At 68.0% G+C, this 26558-nt stretch carries 25 protein-coding genes; 14 read left to right on the forward strand and 11 right to left on the reverse strand.

Annotation, left to right across the window (positions count from 1 at the left end; all coding sequences use genetic code 11):
- The first annotated feature begins 75 nt into the window (after positions 1–75).
- Positions 76–1929 carry a TraM recognition domain-containing protein gene (locus ABD255_RS09070; RefSeq protein WP_344211822.1) on the forward strand — a complete coding sequence of 618 codons (1854 nt, stop codon included), beginning with the start codon at positions 76–78 and terminating at the stop codon, positions 1927–1929.
- Entirely contained in the window at positions 1919–2293 is a 375-nt protein-coding gene (locus ABD255_RS09075; protein ID WP_344211824.1) for a DUF4913 domain-containing protein, read from the forward strand. Before ABD255_RS09070 ends, ABD255_RS09075 begins: the two co-directional genes overlap by 11 nt.
- Before the next feature lie 27 nt (positions 2294–2320).
- Here the strand turns inward: ABD255_RS09075 and ABD255_RS09080 are convergent, their stop codons facing one another.
- Entirely contained in the window at positions 2321–3013 is a 693-nt protein-coding gene (locus ABD255_RS09080; RefSeq protein ID WP_344211827.1) for a TetR/AcrR family transcriptional regulator, read from the reverse strand.
- A gap of 108 nt (positions 3014–3121) precedes the next feature.
- On the opposite strand from ABD255_RS09080, the gene ABD255_RS09085 reads away from it, so the two are divergent.
- Complete coding sequence (locus tag ABD255_RS09085; protein WP_344211829.1) at positions 3122–3499, forward strand: YrdB family protein; 378 nt, start codon at positions 3122–3124, stop codon at positions 3497–3499.
- Between the two features lie 83 nt (positions 3500–3582).
- Here the strand turns inward: ABD255_RS09085 and ABD255_RS09090 are convergent, their stop codons facing one another.
- Both ABD255_RS09090 and ABD255_RS09095 read right to left on the reverse strand, forming a co-directional pair.
- The gene (locus tag ABD255_RS09090) at positions 3583–4311 is read right to left on the reverse strand and encodes a hypothetical protein (RefSeq protein ID WP_344211831.1); all 729 of its coding nucleotides are present in this window, start codon (positions 4309–4311) and stop codon (positions 3583–3585) included.
- 137 nt (positions 4312–4448) lie between these two features.
- Positions 4449–5774, reverse strand: coding sequence for an MATE family efflux transporter (locus ABD255_RS09095; RefSeq protein WP_344211833.1), 1326 nt, complete (start codon positions 5772–5774; stop codon positions 4449–4451).
- A 470-nt stretch (positions 5775–6244) separates the two neighbouring features.
- On the opposite strand from ABD255_RS09095, the gene ABD255_RS09100 reads away from it, so the two are divergent.
- Positions 6245–10090, forward strand: coding sequence for a replicative DNA helicase (locus tag ABD255_RS09100; protein ID WP_344212338.1), 3846 nt, complete (start codon positions 6245–6247; stop codon positions 10088–10090).
- On the opposite strand, the gene ABD255_RS09105 is transcribed toward ABD255_RS09100, so the two are convergent.
- Both ABD255_RS09105 and ABD255_RS09110 read right to left on the reverse strand, forming a co-directional pair.
- Positions 10087–11412, reverse strand: a complete 1326-nt coding sequence (locus ABD255_RS09105) for a hypothetical protein (protein WP_344211835.1) — start codon at positions 11410–11412, stop codon at positions 10087–10089. The genes ABD255_RS09100 and ABD255_RS09105 overlap by 4 nt on opposite strands.
- Positions 11413–11523: 111 nt before the next feature.
- Entirely contained in the window at positions 11524–12234 is a 711-nt protein-coding gene (locus tag ABD255_RS09110; RefSeq protein WP_344211837.1) for a MerR family transcriptional regulator, read from the reverse strand.
- A 40-nt stretch (positions 12235–12274) separates the two neighbouring features.
- Here ABD255_RS09110 and ABD255_RS09115 point away from each other — a divergent pair, with 40 nt between their 5' ends.
- Both ABD255_RS09115 and ABD255_RS09120 read left to right on the forward strand, forming a co-directional pair.
- Positions 12275–12823, forward strand: coding sequence for a DoxX family protein (locus tag ABD255_RS09115; RefSeq protein ID WP_344211839.1), 549 nt, complete (start codon positions 12275–12277; stop codon positions 12821–12823).
- Entirely contained in the window at positions 12814–13221 is a 408-nt protein-coding gene (locus tag ABD255_RS09120; protein ID WP_344211840.1) for a hypothetical protein, read from the forward strand. Before ABD255_RS09115 ends, ABD255_RS09120 begins: the two co-directional genes overlap by 10 nt.
- A gap of 33 nt (positions 13222–13254) precedes the next feature.
- On the opposite strand, the gene ABD255_RS09125 is transcribed toward ABD255_RS09120, so the two are convergent.
- Entirely contained in the window at positions 13255–13653 is a 399-nt protein-coding gene (locus tag ABD255_RS09125) for a RidA family protein (protein ID WP_344211842.1), read from the reverse strand.
- 282 nt (positions 13654–13935) lie between these two features.
- Here ABD255_RS09125 and ABD255_RS09130 point away from each other — a divergent pair, with 282 nt between their 5' ends.
- Positions 13936–16044 (forward strand): galactose oxidase-like domain-containing protein, encoded by a 2109-nt coding sequence (locus tag ABD255_RS09130; protein WP_344211844.1) that lies wholly within the window; start codon positions 13936–13938, stop codon positions 16042–16044.
- Here the strand turns inward: ABD255_RS09130 and ABD255_RS09135 are convergent, their stop codons facing one another.
- Positions 16045–17121 carry an ABC transporter ATP-binding protein gene (locus ABD255_RS09135; RefSeq protein WP_344211846.1) on the reverse strand — a complete coding sequence of 359 codons (1077 nt, stop codon included), beginning with the start codon at positions 17119–17121 and terminating at the stop codon, positions 16045–16047.
- A gap of 153 nt (positions 17122–17274) precedes the next feature.
- Here ABD255_RS09135 and ABD255_RS09140 point away from each other — a divergent pair, with 153 nt between their 5' ends.
- A complete protein-coding gene (locus ABD255_RS09140) occupies positions 17275–17982 on the forward strand; it encodes a dienelactone hydrolase family protein (RefSeq protein ID WP_344211848.1) in 708 nt (235 codons plus the stop codon).
- A 26-nt stretch (positions 17983–18008) separates the two neighbouring features.
- On the opposite strand, the gene ABD255_RS09145 is transcribed toward ABD255_RS09140, so the two are convergent.
- Positions 18009–18950, reverse strand: coding sequence for an AraC family transcriptional regulator (locus tag ABD255_RS09145; RefSeq protein WP_344211850.1), 942 nt, complete (start codon positions 18948–18950; stop codon positions 18009–18011).
- A gap of 91 nt (positions 18951–19041) precedes the next feature.
- Between ABD255_RS09145 and ABD255_RS09150 the strand changes: the two genes are divergently transcribed.
- Genes ABD255_RS09150 through ABD255_RS09160 form a run of 3 tightly spaced genes read left to right on the forward strand, consistent with a single transcriptional unit; the run spans position 19042 to position 21323 of the window.
- Positions 19042–19887, forward strand: a complete 846-nt coding sequence (locus ABD255_RS09150) for an NAD(P)H-binding protein (protein ID WP_344211852.1) — start codon at positions 19042–19044, stop codon at positions 19885–19887.
- On the forward strand, positions 19884–20414 hold the full coding sequence (locus ABD255_RS09155) for an anthrone oxygenase family protein (RefSeq protein ID WP_344211854.1): 531 nt from the start codon (positions 19884–19886) through the stop codon (positions 20412–20414). The genes ABD255_RS09150 and ABD255_RS09155 overlap by 4 nt, the downstream gene beginning before the upstream one ends.
- 51 nt (positions 20415–20465) lie before the next feature.
- Positions 20466–21323 carry an alpha/beta fold hydrolase gene (locus tag ABD255_RS09160; RefSeq protein ID WP_344211856.1) on the forward strand — a complete coding sequence of 286 codons (858 nt, stop codon included), beginning with the start codon at positions 20466–20468 and terminating at the stop codon, positions 21321–21323.
- A 1-nt stretch (position 21324) separates the two neighbouring features.
- Here ABD255_RS09160 and ABD255_RS09165 read toward each other — a convergent pair whose 3' ends face one another.
- Positions 21325–21897 carry a TIGR03086 family metal-binding protein gene (locus tag ABD255_RS09165; protein ID WP_344211858.1) on the reverse strand — a complete coding sequence of 191 codons (573 nt, stop codon included), beginning with the start codon at positions 21895–21897 and terminating at the stop codon, positions 21325–21327.
- 60 nt (positions 21898–21957) lie between these two features.
- Between ABD255_RS09165 and ABD255_RS09170 the strand changes: the two genes are divergently transcribed.
- The 3 genes from ABD255_RS09170 (at position 21958) to ABD255_RS09180 (ending at position 24781) form a co-directional block, all read left to right on the forward strand.
- Positions 21958–22809: an AraC family transcriptional regulator gene (locus ABD255_RS09170; RefSeq protein WP_344211860.1), complete on the forward strand. Its 852-nt coding sequence runs from the start codon at positions 21958–21960 to the stop codon at positions 22807–22809.
- A 40-nt stretch (positions 22810–22849) separates the two neighbouring features.
- Entirely contained in the window at positions 22850–23281 is a 432-nt protein-coding gene (locus tag ABD255_RS09175) for an SRPBCC family protein (RefSeq protein ID WP_344211862.1), read from the forward strand.
- 114 nt (positions 23282–23395) lie between these two features.
- Complete coding sequence (locus ABD255_RS09180) at positions 23396–24781, forward strand: erythromycin esterase family protein (protein ID WP_344211864.1); 1386 nt, start codon at positions 23396–23398, stop codon at positions 24779–24781.
- Positions 24782–24828: 47 nt separating this feature from the next.
- Here ABD255_RS09180 and ABD255_RS09185 read toward each other — a convergent pair whose 3' ends face one another.
- Positions 24829–25569, reverse strand: coding sequence for an ABC transporter permease (locus tag ABD255_RS09185; protein ID WP_344211866.1), 741 nt, complete (start codon positions 25567–25569; stop codon positions 24829–24831).
- On the reverse strand, positions 25566–26540 hold the full coding sequence (locus tag ABD255_RS09190) for an ATP-binding cassette domain-containing protein (protein WP_344211867.1): 975 nt from the start codon (positions 26538–26540) through the stop codon (positions 25566–25568). The genes ABD255_RS09185 and ABD255_RS09190 overlap by 4 nt, the downstream gene beginning before the upstream one ends.
- Positions 26541–26558 lie beyond the last annotated feature (18 nt).

Here is a 26558-nt window from a genome sequence, read left to right on the forward strand (position 1 = left end):
GCCCACTCCCTCCGCCTTGCGATCCACCCACCTGAACACCGGAGCCAGCGCACGGACTCCGGATGGAGGTCACTGATGGCACAAGGCAGGAAGAGCACAGGACCCGGCGGGCTGTCCGCCGAATCGGTCCTGGTGTTCATCGGGATCGGGCTGTTCGCGCTGATCGTGGGGGGCACCTGGATCGCGGTGAAGGTGGCGTCGGCGATCGACGACACCCGGCCGGTCTCGGGGAACCCGATCAGCACCCTCGCGGACATCCTGAACGGGACGATCCGCTGGTCCGGTACGGCGACCGGGGTCATGATCGCCGAACTGGTGGTGCTCCTCCTGCTGGCCGCTCTCGGCTACTACCTCGTCTTGCGGATGAAGGACAAAGGCTCCCGGGTGGACCGCTCGGCGCAGCTGATGTCGAAGCGGAAGGAGATCTACAAGCTGACCCGCGAGGGCGCCCAGCAGATCGCGAACCGCCTCGGCGCCGGGCACGCGGGCCCCGGCGTACTGATCGGCCGGACCGTCCGGGACAACGTGGAGGTCTTCGGGTCATGGGAGGACATGCACGTCGACGTGTGGGGTCCCCGGACCGGTAAGACCACCTCCCGCGCAGTACCGGCGATCCTGGACGCGCCGGGCGCGGTGATCGCGACCTCGAACAAGCGCGACATCGTCGACGCCACCCGGGACCCGCGCTCGGCCAAGGGGACGGTCTGGGTCTTCGACCCGCAGGAGGTCTGCGCCGAGGAGCCGAACTGGTGGTGGAACCCGCTGAGCTACATCACCGACGAGGTGAAGGCCCGACAGCTCGCGGACCACTTCGTCGCGTCCCAGCGCTCCGAGAACGCCCGCACCGACGCCTTCTTCGATGCCGCCGGCACCGATCTGCTGGCCGGCCTGCTGCTGGCCGCGGCGGTGGCCAAGCGCCCGATCACCCAGGTCTACACCTGGCTCGCCGACCAGCGGAACGACGAGCCGGAGCGGATCCTGCGCTCGACTCCCGGTCTGCAACTGTCCGCCGACGCGTTGTCCGGGGTCATCAACGCGCCGGACAAGCAACGCGCCGGTATCTACGGAACGGCCCAGCAGAGCGCGCAGTTCCTGGTGAACCGGAAGGTCACCCGCTGGGTCATCCCGAACGGCCCGAACGACAACCGGCCGCAGTTCAACCCGCACCAGTTCGTCCGCGAGGGCGGCACCCTCTACAGCCTGTCCAAGGAAGGCGCCGGTACTGCGGGCCCGCTGGTCACCGCGCTGACGGTGGCCGTCGTCGAGGCTGCCGAGGACTACGCCAAGACCTGCCCGGGCGGCCGGATGCCGAGCCCGCTCGTGGGCGTCCTGGACGAGGCGGCGAACGTCTGCCGCTGGAAGGACCTGCCGGACCTCTACAGCCACTTCGGCTCGCGCGGCATCGTGCTGATGACGATCCTGCAGTCGTGGGCCCAGGGCGTGGAGTGCTGGGGCGAGCGCGGGATGGAGAAGCTCTGGTCCGCCGCGAACATCCGGGTGTACGGCGGTGGTGTGTCCGACGCGAACTTCCTCGAGCGGCTGAGCAAGCTGATCGGCGACTACGACATCATGTCCAGCTCGGTGTCCTACAACAAGGGCGAGCGCGGCACCAGCAAGCAGACCCAGCGCCACCACATCATGGAGGTCTCGGACCTCGCGTCGATGCCGCCCGGCCGGGCCGTGGTCTTCCCGTCGGGTATCCCGGCGACGATGATCAAGACGGTGCCGTGGATGGTCCGCCCCGACGCCGCCGCGGTGAAGGCTTCGTTCGCGCGGCATGACCCGGGGGCCACGGCGGCGATCCCGGCGCAGGGCGGCGCGAGTGCCTGGATCAATGCCGGCCGCCCGCAGCAGTCGGCGCCTTCGGCTCCGGCCGGACCGCCGGTGCCGGTCTGGGAGCAGAACGAGGAGCAGCGCCGTGGATGGTGAGCAGGAACTCTTCTACCCGCACGTCGCGGCCTTCGTGGAGGACCGCCTCGTCTACCTGTACTGCCGGCGACTCGGCCAGCAGTTCGTCTGGTGCCCCGAGTGGTACCGGCACGCCGAGGCGCTGAGCCGGCTGGACTCGATCTGGCGAGCCTGGGAGCACCTGCGGCTCGACCCGGCGACCGGGATGTCGGTCTGGTGGCGCGACCACGCGGATCCGCACATGATGGCGCTGCTGGATCCGGACGGCCCGTTCGCGGCATGCCGTGGCCAGCACAGCGACTACCCGATCCCGCCACTCCCGGTGGAGGAGCCTCCGGCGGGGCTGTTCTTCGACCAGCGTCAGCCGAACCTCCGGGGCATCTGAGTCAGGCGGTGCGGGCCCCGGGAGGGCTCAGGCTGGCTCTGGCAGGCCCATGAGGGCGCCCAGGCGGGCTAATTGGTGGTCGAGGTGTGCGGGGAACTGCGTGACGGTGTTGGTGAACTGGCCGAACAGTTCCAGGCTCACCAGGCCGCAGAGCGACGAGAAGACCAGCAGGCCGCGTGAGAGCACCTCTGGAGAGAGATCGCCGGGTAGGCCTGGCCGGACCCGCTCCAACTCGCGGTGGAGGGCCGCAGTCATCGGTGGATCGTCCTGGGACGGCTTGAGGTCGGCGTCGGCGAGCACGCCGAGCAGGAGGAAGGCCACGCGGCTGCCTGCGGGTGTGGTCCGCTCAGGAGGCGCCTGGTAGCCGGGCACCGGACTGCCGTAGAGCAGGGCCCACTCGGCCGGGTTGGCGACGGCCCAGCGGCGTACGGCTCGGCCTATGGTCAGCCAGCGGCGGCCTAGGTCGTCGCGGCGGCAGCGAGCCTCCGCGGTCTCCACCGCGTCGCCGAGCGCGTTGTACGACTCCTCGATGAGCAGGGTGAGCAGTTCGTCGCGGCTCGGGACATAGCGATAGATCGCCGAGGAGACGAGACCCAGTTCGCGGGCGATCGCTCGCAGCGACAAACCGGCACTGCCTTCAGTGGCGAGTTGCACGTGGGCGATCCGCAGGATGTCGGCCATCGTCTGGCGATGCTGCCGCTGCCTCGGGGTCTCGGTCACTGGACCATCATCGCATATACGAGAGCAGTGCTCTTGTTTTTGCCGCGCGGATCGCGCACACTGGCGACAAGAGAGAGCGGTGCTCTCGCAAATCGAGAGGGTGGGCCGATGTTCGAAGTCTGGCGCTGGAGCAACCTGGGGCTGGCGTTCCTGCTGGAGCTGGCAGGTCTTGCGATCTTCGCGTGGTGGGGCTGGCGCACCGGCAACAGCACCGCGATCAGCCTGCTGCTGGCGATCGGCCTGCCCGTGCTCGCAGCCACCATCTGGGGCCTCTTCGCCGCCCCCACCGCCAACTACGGCAGCCCCGCGGTGACCGCCACGGTGAAACTCACCTTCCTAGCCCTGGCCGCGTTGGCCCTGTGGTCCTTGGACCACCGCCTCCTGGCAGCCACCTTCGTCCTGGTCGTAGCCGCAAACGTCGTCGTCATCCGCACCGGCAACCTCACCCCGGACACCCAGGCCCTAACCAGCAAGTTCCCTAGCTAACTCACCAGCAGCAACCGGCTCCGCCAGGTTAACCGCAGCTGCGAGCTTGCTCGCGACCTCGGCGGGCCGGGGCCCGAGCCTTCCTACTCACCCAAGCCGAAGTCCCGAAGCTCCTTCGTCTTACGCCGCCGCTGCTGCTTCAGATTCTTCCGAGCCCGCGGCGCCTCCTTCGGCGGAGTACGTACCGCCTCAGCCGCCGGCGGTTGCTCAGGCCGCCGCACCTGCGCCGCCTCCCGACGCTGAGCCCGGCTCTCCGCGTCGTACCAGTCCGCCTTGCTGTCGTCGTAGTTCGCGATCCGGTCTTGGTAGTTCGCCGACGCCTGGGCCCGGTCGGCAGCACTCCGATCGGCCTCCGCCTGAGGATCGTCCCGACCGGCCGCGCCGGCCCGCAGATGCGCGGCATGGGCCGTGTCGTTGCGGGCCAGTCGACGCTCACCGGCTGCCTCGCGACGCAGGTCATTGCGGTTGCCCTCGGCGATCTCGGCCAGCCGCATCGCCTTGGCGATGTCGGCGTTCGCCTGGTTCACGTCATGCCGGTACCGGCTGTCCGCGAGTTCGCGTTCCTCCCGGGCGTCCTGCTCGATCTCCTCGCGGAGCCGCTGCTGCTTGCGCTCGACCCGCTCCGCAGCCTCCTCCTCGTCCTCCGTGAGACCTGCGGCCAGTGCCGCGCCGTCCTGGTCGGCGCCCGCTTCCCACTCCTTGGCGCGGCGGTCCTCGCCGGCGGCCTCCGCGCCCGGTGCGCCCTCGTCCTCGCCCTTGGCGCGGTCGTCGGGTCCCAGTTCGGCAGTCTGCTCGTCGTCCGTGTCGGCCATGCGGCTCCTTCCGTTCCGCCTCCACGATGCCGCAAAAGCGGGTCAGAGCGTAGCCCCCGTCCACCGCCGGGCGAGGCGCCCGTTCACGGCGCCGTGTGGGGTGCTGTGCGGGGTGCTATGCAGGGTTCGGGCAGGGTTCAGCGGACCGCGCCGGTGACCATCCAGGTGTCGCGGCGTTCGCGGGTCAGCAAGGTGAGCAGGCGGAGCAGCATGAATCCGCCGAAGGCCCACCACAGCGCCACCACGCCGCCGTCGAACCAGAGCACGCTGAGCGCGAGCGGCGCGTACAGCACCAGCGCGATCACGCCCGCGATCGCCAGGTAGGGCCCGTCACCGGCACCGATCAGTACGCCGTCCAGGACGAAGACCACTCCGTTCACCGGCTGCCAGATCGCGGCGACCAGCAGGATCGCTGCCAGCGTGTGCCGGACCTCCGGGTCGGACGTGAACCACGGCACGTACAGGTCCCGCAGCCCCCACAGCGCGAGCCCGCTCACGAATCCCGAGACCAGGCCCCACCACATCATCCGCCGCGTGATCGCCTTGGTCCCCGCGACGTCTCCGGCTCCCAGCGCCCGGCCGGTCAGGGCCTGCGCGGCGATGGCGATCGCGTCCAGCGCCAGCGCGAGGAACGACCAGAGCGTGAAGGCGACCTGGTGCGCCGCGACGGACGTAGTACCGAGTGAGGTGGCTACGAACGTCGCCAGGATGATTGCCACCCGCAACGTCAGCGTGCGCACGATCAGCGGGATCCCGGCGTGGGCCGAGGCCAGGATGCCCGGGCGGTCCGGGCGCAGCTTGGCCCCGTCCCTGCGCGCTCCGCGAACCACTACCCAGACCAGGGCGACTCCTGCGGCCGTCTGCGCGAGCACTGTGCCGAGGGCCGAGCCGGCGATGTCCAGGTTGAGCCCGTAGACCAGGAGGAGGTTGAGGCCGATGTTGACCAGGTTCGCGGAGATCGCGACCACCATGGGGGTCTTGGTGTCCTGCAGACCACGCAGTACGCCGGTCGCGGCGAGCAGCAGCAACATCGACGGGATGCCGAAGCAGGAGATTCGCAGGTAGGTCACTGCGTGGTCCGCGACATCAGGTGACGGGTCGAACCCGGCAATAGCCAGCGGTGCCAACAGGACCCCAGCCACAGCCAGTACTACGCCCAGCAGCAGCGCGAGCCAGAGTCCGTCGATCCCCTGCGTGAGTGCTCCCCGATGGTCGCCCGCGCCGATCCGCCGGGCCACCGCGGAGGTGGTGCCGTACGCCAGGAACACGCAGATCCCGACGATCGTCTGCAGGATCGTGCCGGCGACGCCGAGCGCCGCGAGTTGCGGAGTACCGAGGTGGCCGATGATCGCCGAGTCGGCCAACAGCATGAGCGGTTCGGACACCAGCGCGAAGAACGCCGGAACGGCCAGCCGGAGGATCTCGCGGTCCTGTCCTCGCGCCCAGCTGCTGGTAAGGGGCATGGGCTTCATTGTGCCTGGCCACGCCGGTACACAGGCAGCCGGACCTGTGGGTATCGAATCTTTTTCTTCTCCACAGTGTGGGGAAGACAAAACCGCAGGTCAGAGCCCAGTTGTGGAACTCTTTCCGCAGATATCCACAGGGATATGCCCAACCTGTGCACACCCGATCGCGGGGTTTCCCACAGCTCTTCCACAGGGGGTGTGGACGACCGGCTACCGGGGTTCGGTGCAACGGGCGTACGGTCGCGTGACTGACACCGTCCGCCCGCAGTCTCGGGGGCGAGTTTGCCTGCGGATGCTGCCAGCGAAAGTGTCGGAGGCGCTGGTTACAGTTCGATCAGGTGTTCGATTTCAGGCGGTTCTGTCGGTACGGTTGTCGGTGCGGGTCGTGGGACGAGGAGGTCGGACGAGTGAGCGTTGCGGAGTTCCGCGGGGGGCAGAGCGGCGGGAACGAAGAGCGCAACCCCGAGATGGGCTTCGATCGCACCCCACCTCAGGATCTGGCCGCCGAGCAGTGCGTGCTCGGCGCGATGATGCTCAGCAAGGACGCGATCGCCGACGTCATCGAGACGCTGCGCGGCACCGACTTCTACCGGCCGGCGCACGAGATCGTCTTCGACGCGGTCACCGACCTGTATGCCCGGGGTGAGCCGGCCGACGCGATCACCGTCGCCGCCGAGCTGACCAAGCGCGGCGAGATGGCCCGGATCGGCGGCGCGCCGTACGTGCACACTCTGGTCGCCTCCGTCCCGCTGGCCGCCAACGCCGGGTACTACGCGCACATCGTCCGGGAGAAGGCGATCCTGCGCCGCCTGGTCGAGGCCGGCACCAAGATCGTCCAGATCGGCTACGCCGGCGAGGGCGAGGTCGACGACGTCGTCGACCAGGCGCAGGCGGAGATCTACTCGGTCACCGAGAAGCGCACCACCGAGGACTACGCGCCGCTGAAGGACATCATGGAGGGCGCCCTCGACGAGATCGAGGCGATCGACTCCCGCGGCGACGCGATGGTCGGCGTACCGACCGGCTTCACCGACCTCGACGAACTCACCAACGGCCTCCACCCCGGCCAGATGATCATCGTCGCGGCCCGTCCGGCCATGGGGAAGGCGCTGGCGCTCGACACCCCGCTGCCGACGCCTACCGGCTGGACCACGATGGGTGAGGTCGCCGTAGGTGACGAGCTGATCGGCGCCGATGGCCGGCCCACGAAGGTCGTCGCCGCCACCGACGTCATGCATGACCGCCCGTGTTTCGAGCTGACGTTCTCCGACGGCAGCACCCTCGTCGCAGACGCCGAGCACCAGTGGCTGACCGAGACGCGCGCCTCCCGCAAGTCCCGCTGGAACGCCGAGACCGGGTACCGCCGGCACCGTAACCAGACGCGGTTCGCAGAGATCAGGACGACTGCCGAGATCGCTGAGACCGTGCATTGCCCGGGGGCTGAGCAGCGGGTCAACCACTCGATCGACAACGCGGCCGCGTTCGATTTGCCCGTGGCTCAGCTGCCGCTGCCTCCGTACGCGTTGGGTGTCTGGCTCGGCGACGGCCATTCAGCCAGCGCTCGGTTCACCTCGGCCGATCCAGAGGTCGCTCTGTTCGTCGAGTCGACGGGCCTGGTGGTGCGTCAGCAGAGTGGCCTGAACTACTCGCTGCAGTTCCCGAGGGAGGAGCGAGCTCGGCGTTCATGCGTCGTCTGCGGGCAGACGTTCCTGCCGCAGACCAAGGATGTTCGTAGCTGCGGTCAAAGCTGTGGAGGCAAGGCGCGGTTCCTGTCCGCGCCCGTCCCCGCCTCGACCTGTCCTGACTGCGGAAACGCGTACGCCGGCGGAGCCCGCTGCCAGGCTTGTCACAGTGACCACGGCACAGTCCAGGCCGTACTGCGGAAGCTCGGCGTGCTCGGCGACAAGCATATTCCGGCCGAGTATCTGCGGTCGTCCGAATCGCAGCGGCGTGAGCTGCTCGCGGGCCTGCTCGACACGGACGGGACGGTCAACCCGACCGGAAGTTGCCAGATCACCCTGACCAACGAGCGGCTGGCGCTCGACGTGTACGAGTTGATCGTCAGCCTCGGCTACAAGTGTGGTCACCGGACGCGAGTCGTGAACGGCAGGACGGCCGAGTCATCGATCGGTCACGTTCTCACCTTCAGCACAGTCGACGACGTGTTCAAGTTGTCCCGCAAGATGATCACCCACAAGGAGCGTCGTCCCGCTTCGACGATCCGCATCGGCAATAGGCTGATCAAGAAGGTCCGGCGGATCGACAGCGTGCCGGTTCGGTGCGTCGAGGTGACCAACGACGATCACCTGTATCTGGCCGGTCGATCGATGGTTCCGACCCACAACTCCACTTTGGGATTGGATTTCGCGCGGTCGGCGTCGATCAAGCACGGGCTGACGTCGTGCGTCTTCTCGCTGGAGATGAGCCGTAACGAGATCACCATGCGGTTGCTCTCGGCAGAGGCGAAGGTGCCGCTGCACCACATGCGCAACGGCAAGATGACGGACGAGGACTGGGCCCGGCTGGCCCGCAAGATGGGCGAGGTGTCCGAGGCGCCGCTGTTCATCGACGACTCGCCGAACCTCACCATGATGGAGATCCGGGCCAAGGCCCGCCGGCTCAAGCAGCGCCATGACCTGAAGCTGATCGTGATCGACTACCTGCAGCTGATGACGTCGGGCAAGAAGGTCGAGTCCCGCCAGCTCGAGGTGTCGGAGTTCTCCCGTTCGATCAAGCTGCTGGCCAAGGAACTCGAAGTCCCCGTCATCGCCATCTGCCAGCTGAACCGAGGCTCCGAGCAACGCTCCGACAAGCGCCCGATGGCCTCCGACCTCCGCGAGTCAGGCTGCCTGACCGCGGACACGCGGCTGATGCGGGCGGACACCGGCGCCGAGATCTCCCTCGGCGAGCTGCTCGCGGGCGATGCTCGCGACATTCCGGTCTGGTCGCTCGACGATCGCCTCAAGCTGGTTCCGCGGACGATGACGCATGTCTTCCCGAGCGGCGTGAAGGAGGTCTTCAGGCTGAAGCTTGCCTCCGGGCGTGAGATCAAGGCGACAGCGAACCATCCGTTCCTCACGTACGACGGATGGAAGCCGCTGGGTGAACTGGTTCCGGGGACGCGGCTGGGTTCGCTTCGTCATATCCCGCCGCCGCTCAACCTCAAGCCATGGGACAACGACGAGGTCACTCTGCTGGCGCACATGCTCGGTGACGGCTCATTCGTGAAGGGTCAGCCGATCCGGTACGCGAGCATCGACGAGGAAAACCTCTCTGCCGTGGCGTCAGCGGCTCAGCGACGCTTCGGCATCAATCCGGTCCGCGACGAGTATGCCGCTGCCCGGGTGACGACCCTTCGCCTGCCGGCGCCGTACCGTCTCGCCCGCGGCAAGCGAAACCCGATTGCCGCCTGGCTCGATGAGTTCGGCCTGTTCGGTCTGCGCAACCACGAGAAGTTCATCCCCGAAGGCGTCTTCAGCCTCCCCAAGGAACAGGTCGGCGCCTTTATCCGCCACCTCTGGGCAACCGACGGTTCAGTCCGCTGGGATTCCAAGGCCGGCCAGGGCCGCATCTACTACGCCTCCACCAGCCGCCGCTTGGTCGACGATTTGGCCCGCCTCCTCCTTCGCTACAACATCTTCAGCCGGATCAAGACGGCAAAGAAGACTGGCTACCGGGACTCGTACCACCTGTACATCTACGGAGTCGAGAACCAACTGCGCTTCTGCGACGAGATCGGAGTGCACGGCCTGCGTGGGCTCAAGGCGCTGGAGGTTGCCACCGCCCTGCGCGGAGTCCGGAGCAACACGAACCTCGACACGATTCCCAGGGACGTCTGGTCCGAGGTTCGTGAGGTTCTGACCGAGCGCAAGATGACGCATCGCGAGTTCGCAGCGGCGATGGGAACCCAGTTCTGCGGCTCCACGACGTGGAAGCGCGCGCCGAGCCGGCAACGCCTGGCCAAGGTTGCCGCGGTCCTGGACAGCGCCGACCTCGAGGTCCTCGCCACCAACGACATCTTCTGGGACACCATCACCTCGATCGAGAGCCTTGGCGATCAAGAGGTCTATGACGCCACAGTGATGGGCACCCACAACTTCGTCGCCGAAGGAATCGCCACCCATAACTCGCTGGAGCAGGACGCCGACGTCGTCATCCTCCTCCACCGTGAGGACGCCTACGAACGCGAGTCCACCCGCCCCGGCGAAGCAGACTTCATCGTCGCCAAACACCGCAACGGCCCCACCGCCGACATCGTCGTAGCTTTCCAAGGCCACTACTCCCGCTTCGTAGACATGGCCCACGACGGCTAGCGATGGGTGCTGGAGCACACACCGGCGAGCAGTACGCCATCAGCCGGGGGCCAACTCGCCGACTCCCCGCCGACTGGTGTGTCGTGTCGCCGCGCCCCGCAGTGCGTGCAGTCGCGGAGCGCCGTGGGGAGACTCAGGAAGTACGGGCTGTCTGGTTCCTTGTTGTTGCTCAGGATGACCTTGATATTCGGTGGTCGATGACGCCAGATGGCCTCGTGGGCTGAGACCGACGAGGCGTGATGAGGTGCGGACATCACCGAAACCGTCCGCCACGGAACCATGCCCGTCGTCGGTTCACATCCGGCGACCGATCCCTCGGCATCGCTCCAGATGAGCACTCCATCCGTTCCGCTGGTTTGATCCCACGGGTCGTACGGCGAGGGCGCCGTCGGCCAGAGATAGGTCACGAGCGCGCGGCGGTTCTGAACAGAAAGCCGGGCGGCGAGCGTCAGTGCCAACGCCGGGTCCGTGGGAGGTGGTGGCGGAGGCTCAACCTCGATCGCGTTGAGGATGGTGACCAGGCCGGGGCGTCCCTCTGAGGGCCAGCAGGGCAATCGACGGGCGCTCGCCAGATCGACGTCGAACCAACGAAACCGGCAGCCAATCTCATCGGCGGCGAGCACAATGCCGGCGATTCGTTCCGCCGACTCGGCGACGCGTTGCGCAACCGCGCCGTGTGAGCCAAGCCAACTGTCCTTGCCCGCACCCTGACGGCCGGCCGAGATGACCTTTCGATGGGCCTTGATCACTGGCTCGACCCTGGTGCTGATCCGGTCACGTGCTTCCCCACGGAACTGCGTGGGGCGGAACTTCTCGTCCCAGGGACGGATGTCTCCGCGCTCGTGCTCGAACCACCTTGTCACACCCCAGACAATCTCTTCGGGCAATCCGAGGACCTCGGGATACTGGTCGACCTCGTCGAACAGCCCTTGCGCGATGGGCTCCTCAGACGCCGGAGGATTGCGGCGCTCATGTGCGTCGCCGAGCAGCATCCGCAGAGCGCCGGTGTCTTCGTCGATCGGTCCTGCCTCGGAGGTGGCCGCCTCGACCTGGCTACGACGCATTTCGTCTTCCCGCCGGTTCGGGCGTTCAGTGAGTCGCGCGAGCGCTTGCACAACGTGAAACCAATCGAGCGGAAGCCACACCTCGGGCGGGTTCACTGCAGTGCGGTGAGTCCCAGCCAGATGACGGTACGCACCGAAGAACGCGGTCGCTCCACCGACGTGGTCGGCATCGTCGTGGGTCAACACGAGAACGTTTGGCTCGAAAGAGGACGCTTGTAAGCCGAGGTCGACCTCGCGGTGCCCGAGGTCCACCACCACCCGGAAGTTGTTCGGACCCTGCCACAGCCAGCTCTCACCTGGATAGCTCTTCGTCCGGGATGACTGACAGATGAGTCTCATAAGGGGTCAGTCTCTCCAGCGGCCCGTCGCCTAGTGCGGTGGGGTGTCTGTCGAAGCAGCGCTCCAGCGTTTGGCGGAGATGGATTCTTGGGCCAGGAGGCGGAGGCTGGAGATGAGGGTTTCGCCGAGGATGGTGCCGATGATGACGCTTTCGGCGATCTGGTCCGGGGTGGTGTGGTCGGGGCGTGAGGTTACGGCTGCTACCTCCAGTTCGGTGAACTTCTCCACGGCGTCGGCGTAGGAGTCGAGGAAGCCGGCCAGGTGGTCCTGGTTGAGGGTGCGGAGGGCGGCGATCGTCTCCACCAGGGTGGTGAGGGCGGGGGCGTCGGGGTGGATCGACCAGCCGCGTGACTCGATCAGCGCCTGGACTTGGGCGGCGGCCGCTTCCTGGGCGTCGGTGGTCGAGGTGAGTTGGCGCTGCGGGGTGATCGCGCGGTGGGCGCGGCCGATCTGGTCGTGTAGCGACATGGTGTCCGAGTCCAGGCCCTCCAGCACCTCCTTCACGCGTGCGACCGGGACCTGCGCGAGGTCGACCAGGGCACGGATCAGGCGGAGCCGGCGGACGTGGGCTTCGCCGTACGACGCCTGGTTCGGGCTGGTCAGTTTGCCCGGGGGCAGCAGGTTCTCCCGCAGGTAGTACTTGATCGTCGGCACCGGAACTCCGCAGACCCGGCTCAATTCAGCGATCCGCATATCTCGCTTGCCTTCCCCTCGACTGTGATGGATAGTAGCAGTATCCATAAACGGATACCCGCACTATCCATACAAGAGAGGGAAGCTGATGATCGTCGTTCTGGTCCTGGTGATCGCGACGCTGGGCTTCCGGGCGCTCGGTGCGCTCGGCGTCCGTAGATTCGCGAGTTGGCCGGTGAGTGCCGCGCACGGGATGGCGGTCATGTTGCTGCTGACGGCGAGCGCGCACTTCGTCCCGGCGAGCGTCACCGTGATGCCGAACCACGCCGACATGGTCCGGATCGTGCCGCCCTTCCTGCCGTTCCCGGACACGCTGGTCTACCTGACCGGCGTACTGGAACTGCTGGGCGCGCTCGGTCTGGTGCTGACGGCAACGAGATGGGCAGCCGGGATCGGCCTCACTGCGCTCTTCGTCGTCATGCTGCCGGCCAACATCTACGAGGCCGTCGCCGACGTGTCGTTCGCGAACGGCCAGGCGCCGAGCCCGCTCTGGCAGCGGATCCCCGAGCAGATTCTCTACATCGGCGTCGCGCTGTGGGCAGCCAGATCAGCAGACAGTACGCCGGTACGCCGCGCGCTCGCCGCAGCCATCCCCTCGAAGAACAAGCCCTCGAAGAAGGAGCACTCATGGAACTGAGCGACCCGTCCCGGAGCATCGCCGGAGCGATCCTGCTCACCATCGTCACCATCCAGTTCGGCGGCTGGTTCCTGACGAAGATCGTCCGCGGTGACGTACCGATGACGGACTTCCAGAAGTCGTTCGCCCGCGCCGGGCACGGGCATGCCGGCGTCCTGGTGATCCTGAGCTTGGTCGGCCTGCTCTACGTCGACTCGACCAGCCTCGACGGCTTCTGGTTGTGGGTCGGCCGGCTGGCCATCCCGATCGCCGCGATCGTGATGTCGGGCGGCTTCTTCGCCTCGTCCGCCGGCAAGGACCGCACCAAGCCGAACCAGTTCATTTGGGTCCTCTGGCTCGGTGCGCTGTCCCTGGCTGTCGGTGTGCTGACCCTCGGCATCGGCCTCATCACCGCGTAGCCGGCCCGCGGACCAGCGCAGGCCGTAGGGAGGCTAGGACAAGGCAGCGGTCACGTCGATCTCGACCAACTGACCAGGGAAGCCGAGTTGCGCGACACCCAGCAAAGTGCTCGCGGAGGTGAACGCCGGCGCGAGCGGCGACTCGTTCAGCTGAGTCCAGACCGCGGCGAGATCCTCACGCACCGGACTGGCGACGTAGATGACCGTCCGTACTACGTCGCCCGGGCCGGCGCCGGCGGCTTCGAGGGCGATCAGGATGTTCTGCATGACCTGATCCGTCTGACCCGCGAGCCCGCCCTCGGCGAGTTCTCCGGTCGGTTGAAGCGGGCACTGGCCGGCCAGGAAGATCAAGTGGTCGGCCTGGACCTTGGTCACGTGGTGGTAGCCGGGCGTGGCATGCAAAGCCGGGGGGTTGGTGCGGTCGATCGTCACCCACCCGAGCAAACGCGACCGGGCGGCAGGCGGTCAAACGGATATCTCGCTGTGCTCGTCGTGCTCGAGGGTGGCGCCGGCCTGCGAGACGACGCCAAAGCCGAGAACACCTCTCACTCTCGGTCATCGGATCTTCGCTGTACGCCGGGTGAGCACTGCGACCCGGGCCGTGACGGTCGCGGATCGTGATCTCACCAAGGATTGACGGCGTACCGCGGATGGCAGACGCTGACCGCAGTGATCGTTCGCCATGATCGCGTCTGCTGCAGGGGGGAACCTGTCATGCACTCACGGATTTCGCGTGCCCGGGCGGCCGTCGCCGCCGTCGTACCGCTGGTGCTGGCTCTCGCCGTGGCCGCACCGGCAACCGCACAGGATCCGCCTCCGACAGCGGCCGCGCACGACCATCACAGCCATGACCACGATCACGCGGCGGAGGACCTCGTCGGAGTGCCGATGAACGAGATCGAGCGCGCCGCGAAGGCCCGGTCCGACGAGGTCACCCGGCAGACCGGGCAGCGCCCCGGCCGCCGGTCGCCGAAGGAGCAGGCAGTGGCCGATGCGATCGCCGCGGCTGCCGACCCGGCCGTCTCCGGTGCCTGGAGCGGTGTGATCGACTCCCCCGTGGTGCCGGTGTTCAACGCCACGCTGCCGAACGGCAAGGTGCTCATGTGGGACTCCGTCGGCGAGGGGCCGGCCGAGTCGTACAGCGACCAGTCGTTCACCCGGGCCGCGGTGTGGGACCCGGTGACGAACACCAGCAAGCGGGTCGACGTACAGGGCTACAACATCTTCTGCGCCGGCTACGCGCAACTGTCCGACGGTACCGTCCTCGTTGCCGGCGGCAACCGCGATACGTCGCTGAACGGGATCCGGAAGACCCACCTGTTCGACTGGCGGACCGAGACCTGGCGACGTGGCCCGGACATGGCCGCCGAGCGCTGGTACCCGTCGGTGACGGCGCTGCCGAACCAGGAAGCCCTGATCCAGGGCGGTGGACCGGAGAACGCCGAGGTGCAGCAGACCAACCAGTGGATCCGGCTGCTGACCGGGTTCACCACACCGTCCAGCCGGCTGTACCCGCTGCTCACCGTCCGACCGGACGGGAACGTCGACCTGGTCGGGACCGGCGCGGTCATGCGCACGCTCCAGACGAGCGCGGCCGGCGCCCAGTTGGGCACGTCCGTCCGAGACCTGATCAACCGCGACTACGCCAGCTTCGCCACCGTCCGGGTCGGCAAGACGTTGGTGGCCGGCGGCGGCATCGTCGCCGAGGACGGCAAGGTCGGCGTACCTACTCGCACGGCGGTGATCGTGGACTCCAACGGTCCGACGCTGGCACTGCCGACCGGATCCATGTCGACCGGACGGCGGCAGCACAACCTGACGGTTCTCGCCGACGGTGACGCCTTGGCCACCGGCGGCATGTCCGCCGTGACGACCGACGGCGGCGTCAACCTGGCGAGTCCCGTGTACGCCGCTGAGCTCTACGACACCGAGACGGGGACGTGGCGCACCCTCGGCGCCGCGAACCGGATCCGGCAGTACCACTCGACCGCGCTCCTGCTGCCCGACGGCCGGGTCATGACCGGTGGCGGCGGCATCTGCGGCGAATGCCAGCGGGTCGGCTATCTCGAGAAGAACATCGAGTACTTCACCCCGCCCTACCTGTACGGCGCCGACGGGCAGCCCGCGGCTCGTCCGGCGATCACGTCGGCTCCGGCGACCGCGTCGTACGGGAGCACGTTCTCGGTGACCTCGCCGGAGGCCGGTTCGATCGCCAAGGCAGGGCTGGTCGGGCTAGGTGCGCCGACCCATGGTGACGATCAGGGGCAGCGCTACGTGCCGCTCTCGTTCAGTGCCGCGGGGACGACGCTGACCATCAGCTCACCCGCCGGCGTCAACCTCGCCCCACCTGGCTACTACATGTTGTTCGTTGTCGACAGCAACGGTGTGCCGTCGGTGGCGCGGACGGTACGGCTGACCGCGACGGCCCCAGCAGCACCGGCGCCGATCCGGCTCACCGTCAGCGGACCGGGCGACAGGTGCCTGGACATCGACCACAGCTCGATCCTGCCCGGCACCAAGATCCAGCTGTGGGACTGCAACGGCACCCAGGCGCAGCGCTGGACGCATCCGGCTGACGGAACGTTGCGCGCGCTCGGGGTCTGCGCGGACGTACCGGGAGGCAACCTCAAGGTCGGCGCCCCGCTGCGGACCGACATCTGCAGCAGCACCGATCCGGCCCAGAAGTGGACCATCGGCACCGACGGCAGGATCAAGTCCACCACGAAACCGAAGCTCTGCCTCTCGGCCGCCGGCAAGACCAACGCTGAGCAGGTCACCCTCGCCAACTGCAACAGTTCGCCGACACAGGTGTTCCGCTACTAGTCAGGCGGTGAGGCGTTCTTCGGTGGACGTGGAGAAGAGGTGGAGCTTGTCGGGCTGGGGGGCCAGGTGGACGATGGCGCCCTTCTCGCTGTGCATGCGGGTTCCGATGCGAGCGATGATCTGCTGACCGGTGGTGTGCTCGGCGCTGCCGTAGAGATAGGCGTCGGAGCCGAGTTCCTCAATCACAGCGACCTTCACCGGCAACCCCTCGTCGGCGAGGCGGAACGCTTCGGGGCGGATGCCGAGCATCAGGGTCTTGTCGGCTCCGGCCTTGGCCAGCAACTTCCGCTCGATCGGGACCACGTAGTCGCCGATCTTCGCGCCGCCGTCGACGATCTCGGCCTCGATCAGGTTCATCGCGGGGGAGCCGATGAAGCCCGCCACGAACAGGTTCTTCGGGGCGTCGTAGAGGTTCAGCGGGGTGTCGACCTGCTGCAGCAGCCCGTCCTTCAGGACCGCGACCCGGTCGCCCATCGTCATCGCCTCGATCTGGTCGTGGGTGACGTAGACCGTGGTGACGCCCAGCCGGTGCTGGAGTTCGGCGATCTGAGTGCGGGTCTGGACCCGGAGCTTGGCGTCGAGGTTCGACAGCGGCTCGTCCATCAGGAACACCTGCGGGTCACGGACGATCGCGCGGCCCATCGCGACGCGCTGACGCTGTCCGCCGGACAGGGCCTTCGGCTTGCGCTCGAGGTACTCCTCCAGGCCGAGCAGCTTGGCCGCCTCGGCGACGCGCTTGGCCCGCTCGTCCTTGTGGATGCCCTGCATCTTGAGGGCGAATCCCATGTTGTCGGCGACCGTCATGTGCGGGTAGAGCGCGTAGTTCTGGAACACCATCGCGATGTCCCGCTCTTTCGGCGGCCGGTCGGTGACGTCGCGGTCACCGATGTAGATGGATCCCTCGTTGACTTCCTCCAGTCCCGCGAGCATCCGCAGGGCGGTGGACTTGCCGGAGCCGGACGGTCCGACCAGCACCATGAACTCGCCGTCCTGGATGTCCAGGTCGAGCTTGTCGACGGCGGGGGTGTCGGTGCCGGGGTAGACCCGGGTGGCTCCCTTGAACGAGACAGTTGCCATGTCGCGCTTCCTTCTTTCCTTCGCCGGCAGGTACGTGCCGGACGATCCGTAGCAAAGGCTCCCAGGAGTGGGTGTCTACAACGATGGTACTTCGCTTTGGTGATGTATCAACAAAACCGGTCGAGGACTCGGTGAGGGGTTAGGGTGCGGGCCATGATCGAGACGGCGACGGTGCGGGTGGGAGAGCTCGGGGCATACCTGGCGAAGCCGGAGGGCTCCGGGGGCGGTCCGGGGATCTTGTTGCTGCCGATGATCACCGGGATCGGGGAGCAGATCCGTGAATGGGCGGATGAGCTCGCCGGTCGCGGGATCACCGCACTGGTGTGGGACCCGTTCAAGGGCCGCAGTACCGACAACTCCACGGTGGACGAGTTGTCGGGGCTGTTGCTCAAGAAGGACGACGACACCGCGCTGGACGAGCAGGCCGCCCTTCTCGATCACCTGCTCGGTGAACTCGGGTGTGCGAAGGCGGGCGTGATCGGCTGGTGCCTGGGTGGGCGGTTCGCCCTGTTGCTGGCAGCCCATGATCACCGGCCGACGGGGGTGGTCGCGTTCCATCCGACCACCCCGTCCGAGTTGGCGCCGCAGCACTCGTACGACACGATCGCCGAAGTGGGAGGGATCACCGCACCGGTGCTGGTGAGCTACCCCGGCGCCGACACCCGCGTACCGGTGGCTGACTTCGAGGCCCTACAGACCGCGCTGCAGGCCAGGTCCACCGGCGCCACCATTACGCAGTTCTTCCCCGGCGCCGACCACGGCTTCTCCGACCGCGGGCGGCACGACAAGGCGGTGAACGCGGACGCCTTCCAGCTTGCCTGGCCGCAGGCGCTCGCCTTCATTGACGCAACCACCGCCTGATCCAGTGGTGCTTGGAGCCTCGGGCCCTAGGCGGCGGTGGCTGAGCGGCGGTGGGCCGTGGGGCTGGTGCCGCGGATTCGTTTGAAGGCGACGCTCAGGGCGAAGGCGTTGGCGTAGCCGACCCGGCGGGCGATCGACTCGACCGTGTCGGTGGTCTCCCGGAGGAGATCCGCGGCCAGGGTGATCCGCCAGCCGGTCAGGTAAGCCATCGGGGCCTCGCCGACCAGTCCGCTGAACCGGCGGGCCAGACTCGCGCGCGATACGCCAGTCCGATCGGCCAACTCGACGACCGACCACGGATGCGCCGGGTCTTCGTGCAGCAGGCGCAGAGCCTGTCCGACAACCGGATCGCTCTGCGCCTGGTACCAGCCCGGTGCGTGCGATTCCGGCCGGGCGAACCAGGCGCGCAAGGTGGTGATCAGCGCGAGGTCGAGCCAGCGGTCGAGCACCGACTGCTGGCCCGGCTCGTCCCGCTGGATCTCGCTGAGCACCATGTCCATCACGTGCCCGGCGACGTCGGCGGCCGGCACCACGAGCACCGGGGGCAGTGCCGCGAGCAGCCGGCGGCTGACGTCGCCCTCCAACTGGTAGGTGCCGCTGACAACCATCGCCTCGCCCTCCGGCCGGCCGCCGTACGTCCGGACGCCGAGCCGGGCGCTGTAGTCGATCGGTGCGCCGGGCAACGGTTCGCAGATGCCGCCCGGGTGGATCCGCAGTTGCGGCTCGGTGCCGGGGGCATCGGCGACGACGTACGGTTCGGGGCCGCGGAGTACGGCGATGTCGCCCTGCTCCATCCGGACCGGGGCGATGCCGTCGCGGACGATCCAGGCCGAGCCGCGGACCAGGGTCGCCAGAGCTAGCGGCGCCTCGTCGACGATGTGCAGCGCCCAGGGCGGATCCATGATCGTCAGGTTGAAGACGCCGCCCCGCGCACGGGTGCCGGCCAGCAGGTCGTCGAGCACGTCCATGCCTGCATGCTACCCCGAGCTGAGACGCACAGACATCGAATTGCGCCAGACAACCATGGTTTGTCTCACTGAATCGCGATGAACTTGAGCCATGACAACGACACCGATTCTCATCCTCAGTGGTAAAGGCAAGACCGGCCGCCGCGTCGCCGAGCAACTCGAAGCACGCGGCGTCCCGTTCCGGCTGGCTTCCCGGTCCAGCGAACAGCGCTTCGACTGGTACGACGACAGCACCTGGCCCGCGACGATCGCCGGCGCCGAGACGGCGTACCTGGCTCCGCCGGTCGGGCCGACCGGGTTGGCGGCCGCCGGGGAGTTCATCAAGCAAGCGGCCGCCGAAGGCCTGCGCCGGGTGGTTCTGCTGTCCGGCCGTGGCGTCGGCAGCCCGGGCCGCGAGTTCGCCGTCTACGAGAGCGGCCTCGAGTTGGAGCACGCGGTCAAGGACAGCGGCGCCGACTGGACCATCATCCGGCCCGCGTGGTTCGCGCAGGGGTTCAGCGAGGACTTCATGTACGACTACGTGATGGCCGGGGAGATCCGGCTCTCGGCCGGCGACGGCGCCGAGGCGTGGATCGACACCAACGATGTCGGCGACGTGATGACGGCCGCGCTGCTCGACGAGCGGCACACCGGCGAGACGTACTCGCTGTCCGGACCGCGCACGCTCACTCTGACCGAGGTCGCGGCCGAACTGTCGGCAGCCAGCGGCCGGCCGATCAGCTACGTCGATCTCGAGCCGGAGGAGCACGTGGCGGAGATGGTCGGGTTCGGCCTGACGCAGGAGGACGCCGAGGCCGTCCGCGATCTGTTCGCGGTGATCCGCAACCACCGTTCGGAGTACGTCTCGGACGGAGTCCAGCAGGTGCTCGGACGGGCGCCGCGCGACTTCGCCGACTGGGCGCGGGAGACCGCGAAGACAGGAGTGTGGTCGGTATGACCAAGGTCCTCACCTTGGCGGCACTGGTCGGAACGGCGCTGATGGGCGGCTTGTTCTTCGCCTTCGGGACCGCGGTGATGGGTTCGCTGCAGCGAATGCCGGCCGGCCAGGGGGCCGCCGCGATGAACCTGATCAACGTCCGGATCCAGAACCCGCTGTTCCTGCTCTTCTTCGTCGGCACTGCGTTCGTCTGCCTGGCGCTCGCGGTCCTCGGATTCGTGCGGGACAGCCCCGGCAAGTGGTGGCTGTTGGCCGGGTCGGCGCTCTACCTGGTCGGGGTGATCGTGCTGAGCTTCGCGGTCAACATCCCGCTGAACGACCAGTTGGCCGCGGTCGATCCGGCCTCGGCGGCGGGTGCCGCCGAGTGGCAGAACTATCTGGCCAAGTGGAACCCGACGAACAATGTCCGGGCCATCGCCTGTGCCCTGGCCGTCCTCGCCTTCGGCCTGGCGCTGGCGAGCGGGTCCGGGAATCAGAACACTGGCATGGAGGCCCGTCAATCGTGGGACGGCGTCCAACGCTACTGAGGACCCCGGGTGCTGGTTACGGTGGCGGTTCGGCGAGGCGGAGGTGGCGAGATGACGCAGCAGATGGTGCAGGCGAACGGGGTCGAGTTGTGTGTCGAGACCTTCGGCAGCCAGGCCGATCCGGCGGTGCTGCTGATTCACGGCGCCGCCGCCTCGATGGACTTCTGGGAGACACCGTTCTGTGAGCGGCTGGCCGCGGCCGGCCGGTTCGTGATCCGGTACGACCACCGCGACACCGGGCAGTCGGTCAGCTACGAACCCGGCAAGCCGCAGTACGACGGGATGGATCTCGCCGCCGACGCGATCGGAGTGCTGGACGCGCTGGGGATCGCCAGGGCGCACGTCGTCGGGATCTCGATGGGCGGCGGGATCGCCCAGCGGCTGGTGCTCGACCACCCCGACCGGGTCGCCTCGGTCACCTTCGCCACCACCAGCCCGGGCGGTCCAGGCGGACCGTCGAACCCGGATCTGCCGCCGGCGTCGGAGAAGATTCGGGCCGCCTTCTCCGAGGACGCCCCCGAGACCGACTGGTCCGATCCGGAGGCGGCGCTGGACGCGCTGATCGACGCCGAGCGGCTGTTCGCCGGCACCCTTCCGTACGACGAACCGGCGAGGCGCAGGTTCAACCGCGCGATGATGGCGCGGACCAAGAACCTCGCCTCGGCGATGACGAACCACTGGATCCTCGAGGGCGGCGAGCCGGTCCGCCAGAGGCTCGGCGAGATCGCGGTACCGGCCTTGGTTCTGCACGGCACCGAGGATCCGCTGTTCCCGCCCGGACACGCCGAGGCGATGGCCCGCGAAGTACCGGGCGCTCGCCTCGTCCTGCTCGAAGGCGCCGGTCACGAACTCCCCGAGCCGACCTGGGACGTCGTCCTCCGCGAGATCGAGGCCATCACGGCGTCCTGAGTCAGCTCACCGCCCGTCCCGTCAGGCCGAGGATGCGGTCGAGCAACGGGGCAGTGGCGGCGACCGGGACTTCCGGGCCGTAGCTCCCGACCTGCCGCCCCCACTCGGCGTGCCCGGCGACCTCCTGGTGCACATACTCGAGTACTTCGTCGTCCCAGCTCGGCTGCTGACCGGTCGCCGTCCCTAGATCCCAGCCGTGCACCACGAGTTCGGTCGCGACCATGCCTCCGATCAGAGCGGACGGGAGTTCGTCCGGTCCGGCCATGCGGGTGGTGCCCTGCCACGCTTCAGAGGTCGTCCAGGCGGCGATCGTTCTTTGTACCTGGGTGGCGAGGTCGCCGGACCAGTCACCCTTGGTCAGGTCCATCGCGGACTCGGCCTCCGCCGGCGGCGGGACGGCTTCCTTGTTGCCCGCCCCTTCCAGCGAAGGTCCCCAGAACAGCAGGTGGTTGATCAACTGGCGGACGTCGTATCCAGTACAGGGGGTCGGGGACGTGAGTTGGTCGGGCCGCACCTGGCCCACCACGGTGAGGAGGGGAGCGCCGGCCCGGCTGATCAGGTGTTCTGCGGTCATGCCGACACCGTAGGAGTGGTGGCGATTCGGTGTCTTGAACAATCGCGACATACTCGGCTGGTGAGGCGCGATGATCGGGAGTTGGACTGGCGGCGGTTCCAGCGCCATGAGTACGTCGAGCCGTCCGCGGACCTCGCGGGGTACGTCAACAGGTACTGGATCGTCAGCTGGGGCTACGAGCGTCCGTACCGGCAGTTGATTCGGCCCAGCCTCAGCGTCCAGCTGGTTTTCCGCGACGGGCGCGCGCAGGTGCACGGCGTGACGAGCGCTCACACGGTCCAGGAACTCGCGGGAAGTGGGCGGGTGCTGGGTGTGGAGTTCAGGCCTGGGTGCTTCCGGCCGTTCCTGGGCGCTCCGGTTCGTTCGATCACGGACCGGTCCGTGCCAGCGGCAACCATCTTCCCGGGCGGTCCGGGCGGTCCGGCCGCTCTGGCCGATCTGGCCGATCTGGCCGATCTGGCCGATCTGGCCGATCTGGCCGATCTGGCCGATCTGGCCGATCTGGCCGAGCCGGCGGAGCCGGGCGCGCCGGCCGAGCCGGGCCTCGACGTGGTCGAGACGATGATCCGCGCTCAGCTGCCGGCGCCGGACCCGAAGCTCGACCTCGTCTGCCAGCTGCTCGACCGGATTGCCACCCAGCCCGCGATCAAGCGGCTCGACCCCCTCGCCGCACAGTTCGGTACGACACCGCGGCAACTGCAGCGACTCTTCGCCGAGTACGTCGGCGTCGGCCCGAACTGGACCATCCGGCGCTGCCGGCTCGAGGAGGCCACCGAACGGATGGCAGCCGGCACCAAGGTCGACTGGACCACGCTGGCCGCCGAGCTCGGCTACGCGGACCAGGCGCACTTCGTCCGCGACTTCACCCGCCTGATCGGCGAATCGCCGACGAAGTACGCCGAACGGTACTGATCGGTCGGGTGAAACTTGTGCGCCCGGTAGTTTGGCCAAGGTGATCACCATCGAGCGCGTAGTCACCGTGGACAAACCCGTCGAGACCGTCTTCGCCTACCTGTCCGACTTCGAGACCACCACCGAGTGGGACCCGGGCACAGTGTCGACGGTGAAGGTCGAAGGCGACGGCGGCCCGGGCACGAGGTACCAGAACACCTCGTCGTTCGCCGGGCGCGAGACCGAGCTCGAGTACGTCGTGCAGCAGCGTGACGCCGGCCGGGTCTTCCAGTTGCGGGGGGAGAACAAGACCGTCACCGCGCTCGACACGATGACGTTCCGCGCGGCCGACGGCGGCACCGAGGTGACGTACCGGGCCGAGTTCGAGTTCAAGGGCGTCACCCGGCTGATCGAGCCGCTGTTCAAGGGGCAGTTCAAGAAGCTCGGTGACGAGGCCGAGCAGGGGATGCGCGAGGCGCTCCAGAAGCTGTAGTGCGGAGGGTGGTGCTGGCACCACCATCAGGTCGGGCACTGACGGGATGGGGTGCGCGGCGGGATCCCGGAAGGGTTGGAGTCACTAGATTCCGACCCTTTCCGGAGGATTCCGATGAAGCGAAACAGTCTGCTGCTGGCGGCTGCCGCCCTGTCCACCTCGGCTGCCCTGGCCACCGCGGCTGTGCTGCCCCTCGCTAATGCCACCGCCGCGCCCGCCCCCACCTCAGCTCCGTCGGCGGCCGTGTCCTCTCAGGCGACCGTCTCCACGCAGGACCCGGTACCGGCGCTGACCCGCGCCGCTCACCCGCTGCTGAGCACGAAGCCGGCGGGTCAGCTGAGAGACCTACGCCCGCTGGTCCGGATGGTCGGCGACGCCCGCGTCGTGGGAATCGGCGAGGCCACCCACAACTCCAGCGAGTTCTTCAGCGTCAAGCACCGCATCTTCCAGGCCCTGGTCGAGCAGAAGGGCTTCACCGCCTTCGCGCTCGAAGGTGCCTGGAGCACCGGCCTGTCCCTCGACCGGTACGTCGTCGACGGCATCGGCGATCCGCGCGCGATCATGAGCCGCGAGTTCCAGGGCTCGTACGAGTTCTGGAACGTGCAGGAGTACCTCGACCTGATCGAGTGGATGCGGTCGTACAACCAGACCCACACCCGCAAGCTGCGCTTCGTCGGCGACGACCTCGGCTACGTCGGGCCCGAGACGACCAACCGCGTCACCAGCTACGTCCGCGCGACCAAGCCCGCCCTGCTCCCCGAGATCACCCGCCTGTACTCCGGCCTGCCGGCCCAGGCCGAGGCGGCTCCGTGGTCCGAGGCTTACCTGAGCAAGCCTCTCGCCGAGCGGCAGAACCTCGAAGCGGCGGCGCGGCGGGCCGAAGTACTGGTGAAGGGTCTGCCGGCGAGTTCCGAGCGGACCTGGGCGGTGCAGAACGCGCGGGCGGTCTGGCAGGTGGCGAAGTTCTACTCGTTCGACCTGCAGGACCCGAAGGTGTTGCCGCAGGCGATGCGGTTCCGCGACGAGGTGATGGCGGCGAACGTGGCGTGGTGGACCAAGACCACCGGTGACAAGGTCCTGCTCTCGGCGCACAACGGCCACATCACCTACAAGTCGGGGATGCCGTCGCAGTACCCGAAGGTGCAGGGCGAGTTCCTCCGCGAACAGCTCGGCAAGCGCTACCTGAACGTCGGGCTGTCGTTCGACCACGGCTCGTTCAACGCCCGGAACATCGAGGACCCGGCCGGTGCGATGAAGGCCTTCACGATCGGCTCCGCGGCGCCCGGCAACAACGAGCCGACGCTCGACAAGGTGCCCTACCGGGACTACTTCGTCGACCTCCGCAAGTTGCCGCGGGCAACAAAAGCGTGGCTCGAGGTCGAACGGCCGACCCGGCACATCGGCACCGCCTACCCGTTCCCGGACTCGCAGATCGCGCTGGCTCCGTCGTACGACCTGCTGATCCACCTCAACAAGGTCACCGCGGCTCACCTCAGGTAGGACCACGAAAGCGGCGCCCCGATCGAGGGGCGCCGCTTTTCGATGGGTCAGGCGGCCGAGCGGAGCATCATCCGGATGCCGACGAACAGGCCCAGCGCGGCGGTGACGATGGCGGCGAGCAAGCCCCACAGCACGGTGGTCGACGTCACGTCACCGGCGAACAGCGTCCGCTCGGCGTCGACCAGGTAGGACAGCGGGTTGAACTTCGACGCCACCCGCATCCACTCCGGCCCGGTCTCCAGCGGCAGCAGCATCCCGGACAGGATCATCAGCGGGAACAGGAAGGTCTGCTGGACCACCCAGAACATCCAGTCCTGCTTGCGGACCGCGAGTGCCAGCGCGTAGCTGAACGCGCCCAGCCCGACCCCGAAGACGGCGAGCAGCGCCAGCCCGATGATCGCCCCGTCCAGGTGCAGGTCGAAGCCGAAGGGCACCATCACCGCGATCACGATCACGGCCTGCCCGAACAGCGGCACCATCTCCTTCAGCGCCCGCCCGATCAGCAGCGACGACCGGCTCAGCGGCGTCACCATCATTCGCTCGTGCGCGCCGGTCTGGAACTCGAACAGCAGGTTCGCTCCGGTCGCGGAGGTGCCGAACAAGGTCGTCATCACCAGGATCGCCGGCCCGAACAACCCCAGGAAGATCAGCGGCTGGATCATCCCGAAGAGCAGCGAGAACGGGTCCCGGAGTACGGGCTTCAGCTCTCGGGTCATCACGATCCCGGTGTCGCGGAAGAGGCTCCGGTTGCCGGTGTCGGTCCCGGTCGGGAGAGTCAGGGTGCTCATGCTGCGGCCTTTCCGGTGGAGTCGGCCTCGCGCAGGGTGCGGCCGGTGAGGTTCAGGAACACGTCGTCGAGGGTCGGCCGGATCACCTGAGCGGTCGCAACCGGTACTGCGTACTGCTGGGCGCTGCCGATCAGCTCGGGTAGAGCCGCCGGGCCATCGGCGACTCGCAGGCTGAGCCGGTCGCAGTCGGCAACCACCTCTCTTGCGCCAAGCAACTTCTCCGCCAACCGGGCCAGCTCCGGCAGGTTCCCTGGGGCAGCGGTCACGATCAGTTGGTCGCCGGCCAGCTTCGCCTTCAGCGCGTCGGCGGTGTCGTCGGCGATCACCTCGCCGTGGTCCACCACGACCACCCGCTCGGCCATCGAGTCCGCCTCGTCCAGGTAGTGCGTGGTGAGCACGATCGTCATCGAGTACTGCTCGCGCATCCGCAGGATGTGGTCCCACAGGTTCGCCCGGTTCTGCGGGTCGAGGCCGGTCGACGGCTCGTCCAGGAAGAGCAGACCCGGCGCGTGCACCAGCCCCATCGCGACATCGAGCCGCCTGCGCTGGCCGCCCGACAGGTCCGACACCTTGCGCTGTGCCAGGTCCTTCAGCTCGAGCGATTCCAGCAACTCCTCGGCCCGGCGCTTCGCCGCGCGCCGGTCCAGGCCGTAGATCACGCCCTGGCCGGACAGTTCGTCGGTGACGCGCTGGGAGTGACCCGCGCCGTTGCCCTGGCCGACGTACCCGATCTGCCGGCGGACCCGGCCGGGATCGGTGGTCACGTCGTACCCGGCGACCGTCGCGGTACCGGAGGTCGGCGCGATCAAGGTGGTGAGCATCCGCAGCGTGGTGGTCTTGCCGGCGCCGTTCGGGCCGAGCACGGCGACGAGTTCGCCCGGTTCGACGTCCAGGCTGATGCCGCGGACCGCGTGCACGGTGTCGGTCCGGCTCACCACGAAGTCCTTCGTGAGCTTTCGGGTGCTGATCACGGGATGTCTCCTTCATCG

Source organism: Kribbella sancticallisti (assembly GCF_039530625.1).
In the GTDB taxonomy this organism is placed as follows: domain Bacteria; phylum Actinomycetota; class Actinomycetes; order Propionibacteriales; family Kribbellaceae; genus Kribbella; species Kribbella sancticallisti.

Excerpts from the sequence above, each read along its gene's own strand:
- ABD255_RS09070 (WP_344211822.1), top strand. The coding sequence starts at position 76 with ATGGCACAAGGCAGGAAGAGCACAGGACCCGGCGGGCTGTCCGCCGAA.
- ABD255_RS09085 (WP_344211829.1), top strand. The coding sequence starts at position 3,122 with ATGTTCGAAGTCTGGCGCTGGAGCAACCTGGGGCTGGCGTTCCTGCTG.
- ABD255_RS09090 (WP_344211831.1), bottom strand. The coding sequence starts at position 4,311 with ATGGCCGACACGGACGACGAGCAGACTGCCGAACTGGGACCCGACGAC.
- ABD255_RS09095 (WP_344211833.1), bottom strand. The coding sequence starts at position 5,774 with ATGCCCCTTACCAGCAGCTGGGCGCGAGGACAGGACCGCGAGATCCTC.
- ABD255_RS09100 (WP_344212338.1), top strand. The coding sequence starts at position 6,245 with ATGGGCTTCGATCGCACCCCACCTCAGGATCTGGCCGCCGAGCAGTGC.
- ABD255_RS09110 (WP_344211837.1), bottom strand. The coding sequence starts at position 12,234 with ATGGATACTGCTACTATCCATCACAGTCGAGGGGAAGGCAAGCGAGAT.
- ABD255_RS09115 (WP_344211839.1), top strand. The coding sequence starts at position 12,275 with ATGATCGTCGTTCTGGTCCTGGTGATCGCGACGCTGGGCTTCCGGGCG.
- ABD255_RS09120 (WP_344211840.1), top strand. The coding sequence starts at position 12,814 with ATGGAACTGAGCGACCCGTCCCGGAGCATCGCCGGAGCGATCCTGCTC.
- ABD255_RS09130 (WP_344211844.1), top strand. The coding sequence starts at position 13,936 with ATGCACTCACGGATTTCGCGTGCCCGGGCGGCCGTCGCCGCCGTCGTA.
- ABD255_RS09135 (WP_344211846.1), bottom strand. The coding sequence starts at position 17,121 with ATGGCAACTGTCTCGTTCAAGGGAGCCACCCGGGTCTACCCCGGCACC.
- ABD255_RS09140 (WP_344211848.1), top strand. The coding sequence starts at position 17,275 with ATGATCGAGACGGCGACGGTGCGGGTGGGAGAGCTCGGGGCATACCTG.
- ABD255_RS09145 (WP_344211850.1), bottom strand. The coding sequence starts at position 18,950 with ATGGACGTGCTCGACGACCTGCTGGCCGGCACCCGTGCGCGGGGCGGC.
- ABD255_RS09150 (WP_344211852.1), top strand. The coding sequence starts at position 19,042 with ATGACAACGACACCGATTCTCATCCTCAGTGGTAAAGGCAAGACCGGC.
- ABD255_RS09155 (WP_344211854.1), top strand. The coding sequence starts at position 19,884 with ATGACCAAGGTCCTCACCTTGGCGGCACTGGTCGGAACGGCGCTGATG.
- ABD255_RS09160 (WP_344211856.1), top strand. The coding sequence starts at position 20,466 with ATGACGCAGCAGATGGTGCAGGCGAACGGGGTCGAGTTGTGTGTCGAG.
- ABD255_RS09165 (WP_344211858.1), bottom strand. The coding sequence starts at position 21,897 with ATGACCGCAGAACACCTGATCAGCCGGGCCGGCGCTCCCCTCCTCACC.
- ABD255_RS09180 (WP_344211864.1), top strand. The coding sequence starts at position 23,396 with ATGAAGCGAAACAGTCTGCTGCTGGCGGCTGCCGCCCTGTCCACCTCG.
- ABD255_RS09185 (WP_344211866.1), bottom strand. The coding sequence starts at position 25,569 with ATGAGCACCCTGACTCTCCCGACCGGGACCGACACCGGCAACCGGAGC.